8 protein-coding genes are annotated in these 13,007 nt (G+C 30.1%); 6 read left to right on the top strand and 2 right to left on the bottom strand.

Going from position 1 to position 13,007, the window contains the following annotated elements; genetic code table 11:
• Positions 1 to 39 precede the first annotated feature (39 nt).
• Positions 40 to 1,644, bottom strand: a complete 1,605-nt coding sequence (locus ACJDTP_RS23570; protein ID WP_039770752.1) for a permease — start codon at positions 1,642 to 1,644, stop codon at positions 40 to 42.
• 367 nt (positions 1,645 to 2,011) lie between these two features.
• Complete coding sequence (locus tag ACJDTP_RS23565; RefSeq protein ID WP_039770749.1) at positions 2,012 to 2,887, bottom strand: AraC family transcriptional regulator; 876 nt, start codon at positions 2,885 to 2,887, stop codon at positions 2,012 to 2,014.
• A 338-nt stretch (positions 2,888 to 3,225) separates the two neighbouring features.
• Between ACJDTP_RS23565 and ACJDTP_RS23560 the strand changes: the two genes are divergently transcribed.
• The 6 genes from ACJDTP_RS23560 (at position 3,226) to ACJDTP_RS23535 (ending at position 12,920) form a co-directional block, all read left to right on the top strand.
• Positions 3,226 to 3,900, top strand: coding sequence for a GntR family transcriptional regulator (locus ACJDTP_RS23560; protein ID WP_023975906.1), 675 nt, complete (start codon positions 3,226 to 3,228; stop codon positions 3,898 to 3,900).
• A gap of 177 nt (positions 3,901 to 4,077) precedes the next feature.
• Positions 4,078 to 5,139 (top strand): mannonate dehydratase, encoded by a 1,062-nt coding sequence (uxuA, locus tag ACJDTP_RS23555; RefSeq protein WP_023975905.1) that lies wholly within the window; start codon positions 4,078 to 4,080, stop codon positions 5,137 to 5,139.
• 122 nt (positions 5,140 to 5,261) lie between these two features.
• Positions 5,262 to 6,875 (top strand): mannitol dehydrogenase family protein, encoded by a 1,614-nt coding sequence (locus tag ACJDTP_RS23550; RefSeq protein WP_039770747.1) that lies wholly within the window; start codon positions 5,262 to 5,264, stop codon positions 6,873 to 6,875.
• A gap of 369 nt (positions 6,876 to 7,244) precedes the next feature.
• Positions 7,245 to 8,648: a glucuronate isomerase gene (gene uxaC / locus ACJDTP_RS23545; protein ID WP_039770745.1), complete on the top strand. Its 1,404-nt coding sequence runs from the start codon at positions 7,245 to 7,247 to the stop codon at positions 8,646 to 8,648.
• A 49-nt stretch (positions 8,649 to 8,697) separates the two neighbouring features.
• A complete protein-coding gene (locus tag ACJDTP_RS23540) occupies positions 8,698 to 10,227 on the top strand; it encodes an MFS transporter (protein ID WP_012060810.1) in 1,530 nt (509 codons plus the stop codon).
• A gap of 182 nt (positions 10,228 to 10,409) precedes the next feature.
• On the top strand, positions 10,410 to 12,920 hold the full coding sequence (locus tag ACJDTP_RS23535; RefSeq protein ID WP_023975902.1) for a glycoside hydrolase family 31 protein: 2,511 nt from the start codon (positions 10,410 to 10,412) through the stop codon (positions 12,918 to 12,920).
• The last annotated feature ends 87 nt before the right edge of the window (positions 12,921 to 13,007 follow it).

Here is a 13,007-nt window from a genome sequence, read left to right as displayed (position 1 = left end):
GGAATATATGATAATATATTGAGCTATTTTTCAATATTATCAAGTTAATTTGCAGTTAATCAAAATGCTAAATGATACTAAAATAATAGTAAATATTAATTTTAATACAAATTTCTTTTTAAAGCTTCCAAAAAGCATCATTGTATTTTTTACATCTAACATGGGTCCAACTACTAAAAATCCAAGTATAGAGCTTATTGGAAAGGCTCTTAAAAAACCTTTGGCAACAAATGCATCTGAAGTTGAACAAACTGAAAGTAAGAAAGATAATAAAATCATTACAAGAAGAGAAACTCTACTATCATTAGAAATGTAAGTATTGCTACTTATAAATGTCATACTTTGAAAAATACTAGATAGAAAAGTTCCAATAATCATATATTTACCTATATTAAAAAATTCATCTCCTGCATGAACGAATATTGCCTTGACTTTTTGTAGCTTACTTTCTGAATAATCCTGTTTACCATCACAAAAACCGCAATCACATGTATCTATATCAGAATTATTTTTTAAAATTTCTTCATCCTTCTTAGTAGTAAACTGCATAATTAAACCTACTAAAACAGAGATTAATATTCCAGTAGCTAACCTGTAAATTAAGACAGATACCATACCTGGAAAAGCATAGAGAGTTGCAATAATTGCTATTGGATTTACAATTGGCGCTGCAAGCATAAATGTAATTCCTGCTGCTATAGGAACATTCTTTTTCATAAGCCCTTTAACCACAGGGATTGTCCCACAATCACATATTGGAAATAATAAGCCTGCAAAAGCTGCAATTACACAAGATAAAAAACTATTTTTTGAAAATAGTTTAATAAATGTATCTCTTGATATACAAATTTGAATTATTGAAGATACAAAGCTACCGATAAGAATGAAGGGAAAACCTTGAATTAATATGCTTATAAATACATCATAAAATTTTTTGAATCTATCTAAATACGCACTGGATATCTTAATATTTAATGTTGACATCGTAATCAAAAAAATGAATAAAAATAGTACAAAACCTGAATATAAAAAAGTATTAAAGAATGAAAAACCGTGCCTTGTAGTTTTTACATATTCTTTTTTAGTTGATATTTTATTATCTGTTATGTATAAATGCATTAGTATATCAGCAGTCTCATTAATATTTTCAATTTCTTTTTGTATGTTTAAAAGTTCTTTTTTATCTAACTCGACTACATTGTTCAAAATTATAGTCTCACTATTAAAAATATGAGTGTTAATAATACTTTTCATATTTCTGAAATACATATTAAAGCTTGTTGTATCAATAGTATTTATTATGTTATCAATTCTACATATACTCTTTATCTTTTTTGTATTAAATATATTAATTACTTTAGTAGAATCTTTCATACCATTTATTTCGATAAAAATCCTATTAGGAGCATGTTTACTTACGATTTCGGTTATATAACTTTCATCAATTTCTTTATTCTTATCAACATTAATTACTACTATTGGATTTTTATTATTAAAGTCATCCTGTATTTGACAGTCTCCAAATTCATCTTGTATAACAACGATAACTTCATCTTGTAATTCTTTTCTTTTTAGCATAGAATTTATAAACCTCGTTTTTCCAGAGCCAAGAAATCCAAGAACTATTTCTACATTTGCTTTCATATTTTCACCTCAAAAAAGCCTATTCAAATTATTTACGAATTTTTTATTTCAACAAGTTTTGGTGTACATTTAAATAAATTATATATATCTACACAAAAAATTACAAGAATAGTACTTACATATGCTATTCTTGTAATAAATTATTAATAATGAGTTTGTATCTTGTTCATTTAAAATTTATTAATTAAAAAATTAAGTAAAATCCTTAAAGTATTCCGTTGATGTACATATGTTGCAATTAGTTCTCTACATTATATGCCTTGTCCAGTTATTCTCTAATCATATAGATTTTAGCACGGTTTTGTTATTGAAAAAGATATTGAAATATTTATTATAAAACTATATATCATAAAATTTCTAATGTTTATTATTTCTTCAAATTAGATTCAACCATAAGTTCATAGAATTGTTTAGGGGAAATGCTGTATTCATTCTTAAAGGCTCTAAAAAAATTTGAGTAATCACCAAATCCAGATTGTTTGTAAACGCTATTTATCGGATAATTTTTAAGAATTAATTCTTTAGATTGTATTAATTTTTTTTGTACGATATACCTATGGATTGTAGTACCAGTATACTTTTTGAATTCTCTAGATAAATGGAATTTACTAAGATAAAATTCTTTAGAAAGCTCATCAATTGTAAGTTCTTCATTAATATGATTATTAATATATTCAACTATTCCATCAATTAAGCTGCTCTTCGTCACATCAATGTCAAAATCAGATTTATGACTTAAAACAAGATTATTTAACTGTATTATAAGTTCTATAATATAGGCTTTATATAGCAAATCTTTACCTAAGCCTTTGTAGTTTTCAAGTTCAAGTAGCTTGCTAAGTTGTGCTCTTACATTCTGCTGAATTTGAAAATCAGCTCTTATAACATTTGCTTTCTCTACGTTTTCAAAGCACTGGGTAAGATCCGTTTCTGGCGTTGACAATTCATTTAGAAAAGATTTGTTGATCCAGAGTACAATACGCTCATAAGGCATTTTCATGCTATTAATAACAGCGCGGTGTAGTTCTCTTGTATTAATTAATACTATGTCACCTGATTTTAGATTATATGACTTACCTTCTATCAAATATGTAACATCTCCAGAAAGGTATAGATAAAACTCATAAAAGTCATGATTGTGTAGGTATTGAAATGGTACATCAGTATTTAAGAAGTGAAAGATTTCGTAGTCACTGGAAAGCATATGTTTTCGTGTAAAAAACTCATGTATTTTTCTCTTCATTGATATCACCTCTTCGACGAATTGTATAAATTGCGATAAAATTACTGAATTATTAAACAATTAAACGTTTTAAATTGTGAAAGAGATTATTTGTATAAGTGATTTTTAATAAAACTGAGATACATTATATTTTACTATAGCAATTTTTGCAAGTTTTGAAGCAATTAAAACATATTTTTTATATAGTTGTATAGCTATAATTTAATCATAGCAATTAGGGAAAAGCAAGTGAAAAGATTTACTATACAAGTCTTTGTAAACGATTCTTAGACAGCAAGACTATACTCATAGTTACCATACAAGTATGGTAAAACACGCCAATGGGGGAGAATATAAGTATGACTTTTAAAATAAGTAAGAATTCTACGAGTAAGGTTATATATCATAATCTCAGAGAAGAAATTATTAATCTATATCTTGAGCCTGGTACAAGCATTTCTGAAAAAGAACTTTCTGAAAAATATAATGTAAGCAGAACTCCAGTTAGAGAGGCTCTTGTTCGATTAGCTCAAGAAGGCTTAGTACAAATTTATCCTCAGAAAGGCACAGTTGTTTCATTAATTGACTTATCTGCTGTTGAAGAAGAAAGATTTTTACGTGAGCATTTAGAAAGAGCTGTAGTAAAAGAAGCCTGCATGGAATTTCCAAAGGAAAATATATTGGCTTTGGAAATGAATTTAAAGTTTCAAAAAATGTATATAGAAAATAAAGATTATAAAAAATTATTTAATACAGATGAAGAATTTCACAAGATAATTTTTGAAGGATGCAGCAAGAAGAGGATATGGAATAGTATTAATGATGGAAGTACCGAATTTCAAAGAATTCGTGTATTAAGATTAACAGTTAATTCTAGTTGGGATAATATCTATCTGCAGCACAAAGAAATATTTAATGCTATAAAAAATAAAAATCCAGAGATGGCAGAAGAATTCATGAAGAAGCATTTAAATATGGTCATCTTTGATAAAACACAAGTAAGAGAAAGTTATCCTAATTATTTCAAAGATTAGGGGTATATAACATATTTAAATATTAGATGCCATGATATTTAAATCATCTGATATTAAAAAAATTTTCAATTTAGGGAGGTGAGGCCTATATAGAGCATTCAATTTAAACTCTTTATATGCTGGCAAAAAACTATACGGTAAAACCAAATTAGATAAAATGACAGGAGGTATATTATTATGAAAATGGGTTTCAGATGGTATGGTGAAGGTAACGATACCGTAACACTTGAGCAAATTAAACAGATTCCCGGTGTAGAAACGATTGTTTGGGCTCTTCATGATATGGCAGCTGGTGATGAATGGCCTATGGAAAAAATTCTTGAAGTAAAGAAATCAGCTGATAAATATGGATTTAATTTAGATGTTGTTGAAAGTGTTAATGTTCATGAGGACATTAAATTAGGACTTCCAACTAGAGATAAATATATTGAAAATTACAAAAAGACAATAGAGAAACTAGCCAAGGTTGGCGTAAAAGTAATTTGCTATAACTTTATGCCGGTATTCGATTGGTTGAGAACTGACTTGTACAAAAAAACAGAAGATGGTTCAACAGCTCTTTTCTATGAAAAAGCAAGGATTACAGATATAGATCCAATGGAGTTGGTTAACAAGATAGCATCAAATCCAGATCTCACAATGCCAGGTTGGGAGCCAGAAAGATTAAAGAATCTGACACAACTTTTTGAAGCATATAAAAATGTTACAGAAGAAGATTTATGGAATAACTTGAAATATTTCTTGGAGCAAATTATTCCTGTAGCTGAAATCAATGATATTAAGATGGCAGTTCATCCGGATGATCCACCTTGGTCAATATTTGGTTTACCAAGGATAGTTAAAAGTAGAAACGACTTAGCAAGATTATTAAAGCTTGTTGATAGTCCATATAACTGCCTTACTCTTTGTAGCGGTGCTATAGGCTCAAATCCTAATAACGATGTGCCAGCAATGATAAGAGAATTTGGAAACAGAATTGCCTTTGCTCATATTAGAAATGTAAAGATTTATGAAAATGGTGATTTTATTGAAACATCTCATAGAACTTGTGATGGCTCATTAGATATATGTGACATAGTAAAAGCTTACCATGAATTTGGATTTACTGGATATGCGAGACCAGATCATGGAAGACATATATGGAATGAGCAGTGTAGACCAGGTTATGGACTTTATGATAGAGCTCTTGGAATTATGTATATCTGGGGGATATGGGATACACTACAAAGAACTAAATAAGGCTTAAGAATAAATAAAATTAGAGATTGCAATAAAATCTTGGATTTATTAATCCTAAGATATAAAAGATAATTAAAATTGGTAATGCTATTAATAGTAGTTTTAAAGAGGTGAAAATAGGAATGAGTAATGCCAAATTAATACTAAGCAAAGAAAGTATTAAAAACAGCGAGTTATGGGAAAATGCTGGAATAGAACTTCCAAAGTTTGATCATGATAAGATGTCAACTTTAACTAAGGAAAATCCTACTTGGGTGCACTTTGGAGCAGGAAATATATTTAGAGGCTTTATAGCGATGTTGCAACAAGAACTTTTAAACAATAAAAGAGTAACTGGAGGTATTGTTGCTGTAGAAGGATATGACTATGAAATAATAGATAAAATTTATGCGCCTCATGATGATTTAAGTTTGTTAGTAATTATGAAACCAGATGGAAGCTTGGAGAAAAAAGTTGTAGGAAGCATAGGAGAAAGCCTAGCTTGTGACTATTCAAGGGGACAAGATTGGAATAGATTGAAAGATATATTTTCAAATCCAGCATTACAAATAGCAAGTTTTACGATAACTGAAAAAGGTTATAGTGTAAAAAATCTATTTAAAGAAGATATAACAGATGGATTAGAACATCCTGTAAGTATTATTGCTAAAGTTACTTCTTTAGTATATGTGAGATATAAGAATGGACAACTTCCAATAGCTTTTGTGAGTATGGACAATTGTTCGAAAAATGGTGAAAAGCTTCATGATGCAATGGAAACAATAGCAAAGAAATGGACTGAAAATGGATTAGTTGATAAAGGATTTCTACAATATATCAATGATGATAAAAAGGTATCGTTCCCTTGGAGTATGATAGATAAAATTACGCCTAGACCATCTCAAAGTGTTAAAGATACTCTAGGAGAAAACGGTTTTTACAGTACTGAGATTATATGTACTAGCAAGAATACTTATATTGCACCTTTTGTAAATGCAGAAGGACCTCAGTATCTTGTTATAGAAGATGATTTCCCAAATGGACGAATGGCATTAGAAGAGGCTGGAGTATTTTTAACAAACAGAGAAACAGTCGAGAGAGTTGAAAAAATGAAGGTTTGTACTTGTTTAAATCCGCTACACACTTCTTTAGCAGTCTTTGGATGTTTACTTGGATATAATTTAATTGCAGACGAAATGAAAGACCAAACTCTAAAGAAACTAGTAGAAAAGATTGGGTACGACGAAGGAATGCCAGTTGTTGTTGATCCTGGAATATTAAAACCTGAAGATTTTATTAAAGAAGTACTTGAAGTTAGACTTCCGAACCCATATATACCAGATACTCCTCAAAGGATTGCATCAGATACATCTCAAAAGGTTGGTATAAGATTTGGGGAGACAATCAAGGCTTACAGAGATAGAGTAGATTTAGATACTAAAAACCTTAAATACATTCCGCTTGTTATTGCAGGTTGGTGCAGATATTTAATGGGAATAGCTGATGATGGTAATGCAATGGAATTAAGTCCAGATCCATTATTAGATGAACTAAAGAAATATGTAGCTAATATAAAATTAGGAACTATAGAACAATTAGGAGATACTCTAAAACCGATACTAATGAATGAAGAAATTTTTGGCGTAGATCTTTATGTTATAGGATTAGGAGAAAAAATTGAAGGTTATTTCACCGAAATGATTTCTGGAACTGGTGCTGTTAGGTCTACTTTAGAAAAGTACTTAGAATGCAGATAGTTTATGGTGAAATTAAGATCTGTAAAAAATAACATTTTTATCATTCCAGTTTATTATATTCTGGCAAATAATATAAACAAAGAATGATAAAAATGCTAAGAAAATTATTAAGAAATACATTATAACACAAATTGTACTAACTAACAATCTTGCTTAGATTATGAAGATTTAAAGAAATATTAGAGTTGGGAACATAATCTAAGTAATGAAAATTTACAAAGATTAGTGTAAAAGAAAACGTTATAGTAGGGTGTTGGATATATAAAGATTACGATAATGTACTCTAATTAGCAGAGTGTGTACCGTTAAATAAAATCCATTCAATACTTTACAAATATTAAACTTTTATTTGAAAGTAGGATGATGAATTTGAAGAAATTTATGGATGAAAATTTCTTATTATCTAATAAAACAGCTATAGAGTTATATCATAATTATGCAAAGAATATGCCTATTATCGATTATCATTGTCATATTGATCCTAAGGAGATATATGAAAATAAAAAATTTAATAACATAACTGAAGCATGGTTGTACGGGGATCACTACAAATGGAGAGTAATGAGATGTAATGGTATAGATGAAAAATATATTACAGGTGATGGCAGTGATTATGATAAATTTTTAGCTTGGGCAAAAACCATACCTATGTCTATAGGAAATCCTCTTTATCATTGGACTCACTTAGAGCTTCAAAGGTTCTTTAAAATATATGAACCGCTTGATGAAGACACTGCTCCAGCAATTTGGAAAAAAGCAAACGAATTATTGAGTGGAGAAGGATTTAGAGCAAGAGATTTAATTACAAAATCAAAGGTTGAAACTATATGTACAACTGATGATCCTACTGATACTTTAGAATATCACATTAAGCTTAAAGAAGACGAGAGTTTTAATGTAAATGTTTTACCAACTTTCAGGCCAGATAAAGGAATAGAAATAAACTTAGATGGTTTTGTTTTATGGGTAAAAAAATTAGAAGGAATATCGGAGATCACTATAAGTAATTATGATGAATTTCTAAATGCATTTGACTCAAGAGTAAGGTATTTCCATTCGGTTGGATGTAGGATAGCAGACCATGGTATAGATGGGACAGTAGTTTATGCAGATGCATCAAAAGAAGATGCAGCAGCTATATTTGCTAAAGCCTTAAATGGAGAAGTAGTAAGCATTGATGAAGAAAAGAAGTATAAAACTTATACATTAACACATGTATTTAAACTTTATCATGAACTTGGATGGGCTATGCAGCTTCATATAGCTGCGCTAAGGAATAATAATAACAGAATGTTCGAAAAAATAGGCCCTAATACAGGATTTGATTCAATTAATGATGAGAGTATAGCGTACCCATTATCTAGAATTTTAGATTCTGTAGATAAGGAAAATTCACTTCCTAAAACAATTTTATATACGTTGAATCCAAAGGATAATTATGTTCTTGGAGCTATGATAGGAAATTTTCAGGGAGAGGGGATTCCAGGAAAAATGCAATTTGGTGCAGCTTGGTGGTTTAACGATAATAAAGATGGAATGATTGAACAAATGAAAGTGTTAGCAAATCTTGGATTATTAGGTCGTTTTGTTGGAATGTTAACGGATTCTAGAAGCTTCTTATCATATACAAGACATGAGTATTTTAGAAGAATTGCCTGCAATTTAATCGGAGAATGGGTAGAAAATGGTGAAGTACCAGGAAATATTAAATTGCTAAAAACAGTTGTTGAAGGTATATGCTACAACAATGCAAAGGAATACTTCAATATTTAGATATAAGATTGCTAATTAAAAATATTAATTAAAGAAAGAGGTAGATTATATGTCTATAAAAGATAAAAAGATTACTTTACCTAGATGTATTGGATATGGATTAGTTGATATAATGGGCGGCGGAGCCTTTACAATAATTGGAGCTTTCTTATTGTTTTTCTATACAACTTATTGTGGACTTACACCTATACAAGGGGCATCTATTGTTGCAGTTGCTCGTTTTGTAGATGCAATTGCCAGTCTTTTTATAGGGAGTATATCTGATAATTTTTATAAAACTAAGCTTGGAAAGATATTTGGAAGACGTCGTTTCTTTTTATTAATTGGAGCGCCATTAATGGCAATCTATGTATTAATATGGACAATAGGAATGAATTACTGGTTTTATTTAAGTTGCTATTTATTATTTGAAATAGTTGCAGCCATGGTATTAATTCCATGGGAAACACTACCGACTGAAATGACAACTAACTACTCTGATAGAACTAAAATTTCTACTTGCAGATTAGTTATTTCTTCTTTAGGTCAGTTCTTAGGGACTTTTGTTCCTGCACAATTGATTGGACATTTTGGCCAAAAGAATCCTTATGCATATTTCTATAATGGATTATTTTTTGCAATATTGTATGCGATTTGTATATTTATAACATATAAAGCGACTTGGGAAAGAGAAATTACACCAGCGATGGAGCAAGAATTATTGGCTGCATCTCAATCTAAAGGGAATAGGAATTTTAGTGATTACTTAAAAGTGCTTGGGGAATATGCATCTACATTTAAGCTAAAAAGTTTCAGGAAACATTTGGGACTGTATTTATTATCGTTTACTGCTGGGGATATATTTAATGCTGTATTTTTATTTTTCTGTGTTTATAATTTAAAGGTTTCATCATCTTTTGGTGCATATTTGCTTTCATTTAGCATTATTGGTATACCAGGAACAATTATAGGTGGAATTTTATTTTTAAAACTTGGACCTACTAAATTATATAAGATTACGTATACATTTATGATATTAAGTGTACTAGCATATTATGGAGTTTATTTAGCTGATCCTGAAGCTAAGACTGCTATTTTACTTGGAATATCTATAGTTTACTTTGCATTTAGATCCTTGGCGGTTCTAACTCCTTGGACAGTGTTCCCATTTATTCCTGATGTTGATGAAATTGTTTCGATGAAAAGAAGAGAGGGACTTTTTGCAGCAGTTATGACTTTTACTAGAAAGAGCACTGTAGCCATTGCTACATTTTTAATCGGCGTTGTGTTGCAAGAAGGAGGATTTGTTAAAGGTCAAGAGGTTCAATCTCCTCAAACAGTACAGATTATTGGATATGTTTTACTTATTGGATGTGTTGGTTTGTTTGCATTATCATTAATACTTGCATTTACTTTTAAGCTTAATAAAGAAACTCATCAGATATTAATAGATGAAGTTGAACGTTTGAAAAATGGTGGTTTAAAAGATGATGTTGACTCAAACACAAAAGAAGTTGTTGAAAGTCTTACTGGATATAAATATGAGGATGTTTGGAAACAGAATTTTACACAAGATAATTTAATGAATAGTATCAGTTAAGTTATTTTGCTACTCTTATAATGTTATATAGATATAGGTTGTTAAATAATTGAGTTTTGACAGTTGTTGAAAAAAATCATAATTGAACAACCTATATAACAAGTTTATAAACTGACAATCTACGCCTTAATAGGTTGTTGATAGATTAATAAGTATAAATTAGTAGTTTAGGAGGAAGTTACATGTTATTAAAGGAATTTATGTCTATAAATAGAATACAGAATGGTTATTTAGTGAAGGGGGATACCGCAGATATAAAAATAATTTTTATGTCAGATGATATTATACGTGTTAGAGCTTCTTTTGATAGAAAGTTTGAGGAAGCATCTTATACATTGGTTACGACTGCATGGGAGGATCGTTTTGATTCTTTACTTGCAGAAGAACGTGAAAGAATAGAAGCATTAGATATTCCTTTTGAAGAAAATGAAAAAGAAATTATATTTTATACAAAAACATTAAAATTAGTACTAGCTAAATCACCATTACATTTTTCTATATATAAATTAAATGGAGAAAAGTTATACAGTGATCTTGTAGATAGAGCTTTTGAATGTGATCAACTAGGAAGAATTTCTCATTATAATGAGGTTGATTTACAAAATGATCATTTCTACGGATTTGGTGAAAAGACTGGAAAGTTAGATAAAATGGGTAGAAGAATGCGTATGTCGCCTAAAGATGCAATTGGGCATGATCCTGAATTTGGAGATCCTTTATATAAACATATCCCATTTTATATTAAGTTAAATAACAATAATCATCATGCCATTGGACTTTTCTATCATAATTCCTATGATTCAGTATTTGATATGGGTAATGAAATTAGTGGATATTGGCCTCGTTATAGTTATTATCAAGCTGATGGAGGAGACATTGATCTATTCTTTATCAATGGACCAAAAGTTGAACAAGTCTTAGATAATTACACAAAACTTACAGGAAAGCAGGCAATGCCTCCTAAACAAAGCTTAGGTTATACAGCTTCTACAATGTATTATGCTGAACTTGAAAAAGATTGCGATAAGGAAATATATGAAGTAATTAAAAAGCATTTTGATGAAAAAATGTATATAGACAACTTTAAATTAGCATCTGGGTATTCTTCTGGAGAAGAAGATAATTTAAGATATATTTTCAATTGGAACAAAAATAGATTTCCGAATTCAGATGAATTTATGGAAAAAATGAATGAAATGGGTCTTAATGTTATACCAAATTTAAAACCAGGGATTTTAGCTAAGCATCCTTATAAAAAAGAATTTGAAGAAAATGATGTATTTATTAAAAATCCAGATGGAAAAGGAGATTATAATGGCCGTTGGTGGGGTGGTGTTGGAAGATTTGTAGATTTTACTAAGCCATCAGGTAGAGAAACGTGGAAGAAGCTACTTAAAGAAAATATTTTAAGCAAAGGAACTATAACCGTTTGGAATGACAACTGTGAATATGATGGAATAGAGGATCGTAATGCTGTATGTGATTTTGATGGAAAACCAGGCACTATGGCGGAACTTAAAATAATGCATTCTAATTTAATGGCTTATGTTGGAAAGCAAGCTGTAGCTGAACTTTATCCAAACCGCCGTCCATATATTATAAACCGTGCTGGATTTGCAGGTATTCAAAGGTATGCACAAACATGGGCAGGAGATAATTTGACAGACTGGCGTACATTAAAATTTAATATAGCAACTATTGTTGGAATGGGGTTATCAGGAGTAGCAAATACAGGTTGTGATATCGGGGGCTTTGCAGGAGGTGCTCCAGAAGGAGAACTATTACTAAGATGGATTCAAAATGGTATATTCCAGCCAAGATTCTGCATTAATTCAGCCAATAATGATAATACTGTTACTCAGCCATGGATGTATGAAGAAAATAATGAATTTGTACGTAATGCATATAGTCAGCGTTATAGAATGTTACCATATCTATATTCTTTAATGTATGAAGCTCATACTACTGGTAAATCAATAATGCGTCCATTACTCATGGAATTCCAAGATGATGTTAATTGTTATGATGATCAATATATGACATTTATGTTTGGACCATCTGTTTTAGTTGCAAATGTATTGGAAAAGGGAGCGAAGTCAAGAAAACTTTACTTGCCAGAAGGCTGTACTTGGTATGATATGAATAATAATATGGCTGAATATAAAGGCGGACAAGTAATAGAAATTCCAGTTACCCTTAACAGTATTCCTATGTTTCTAAGAGGCGACGGAATTTTCATAACAAACGAAGAAGTAAAGCATATTACTACGGATAAAATGAAGACATTAGACATTTTAATCGGTGGAGAAGCAGAAAGAAGCTTCAATTTCTACAATGATGATGGTGTAACTAATGATTTTGAAAAAGGTATATATGAAAATACAGAAATCAATGTAAGCGGAGGAGCACGTAAGAAAATTTCTTTTAAGACAATAGGAAGTTATGAAGCTGGAATATCTGATCTTACGATTAAATTAGTAAGTAAAGAGAAAGGTGCATATTGGGTTTCTGTAGACAATGAACAAATACCTCGTTTCTTAAACAAATCATCTTGGGAAAAAGCAGAACAAGGATGGTACTATGAATTATCAGATAGAACAGTGTTAGTAAAATGCAAGAAACCAGCAAAGAAAGAATTTGAAATTATAATTTCTTGTGAAAGATTTGATTTAATTGGTATGGGAGACGAATAGTACTGAATGCTTAAACCTAGACTTATACCATGACTCACCGAAAGGACAGGTACTCTGTTGTTTCGGTTACTGAGAATAAGTTTAGGA

Origin of the sequence: Candidatus Clostridium helianthi, from assembly GCF_045310795.1 — a bacterium.
Classification (GTDB): Bacteria; Bacillota; Clostridia; order Clostridiales; family Clostridiaceae; genus Clostridium; species Clostridium helianthi.
This window is presented reverse-complemented; position numbering and strand designations above follow the sequence as displayed.

Coding starts and splice junctions, on each gene's coding strand:
- ACJDTP_RS23570 (WP_039770752.1), bottom strand. CDS start 1,644: ATGAAAGCAAATGTAGAAATAGTTCTTGGATTTCTTGGCTCTGGAAAA.
- ACJDTP_RS23550 (WP_039770747.1), top strand. CDS start 5,262: ATGAGTAATGCCAAATTAATACTAAGCAAAGAAAGTATTAAAAACAGC.
- ACJDTP_RS23565 (WP_039770749.1), bottom strand. CDS start 2,887: ATGAAGAGAAAAATACATGAGTTTTTTACACGAAAACATATGCTTTCC.
- uxuA (WP_023975905.1), top strand. CDS start 4,078: ATGAAAATGGGTTTCAGATGGTATGGTGAAGGTAACGATACCGTAACA.
- ACJDTP_RS23560 (WP_023975906.1), top strand. CDS start 3,226: ATGACTTTTAAAATAAGTAAGAATTCTACGAGTAAGGTTATATATCAT.
- ACJDTP_RS23535 (WP_023975902.1), top strand. CDS start 10,410: ATGTTATTAAAGGAATTTATGTCTATAAATAGAATACAGAATGGTTAT.
- ACJDTP_RS23540 (WP_012060810.1), top strand. CDS start 8,698: ATGTCTATAAAAGATAAAAAGATTACTTTACCTAGATGTATTGGATAT.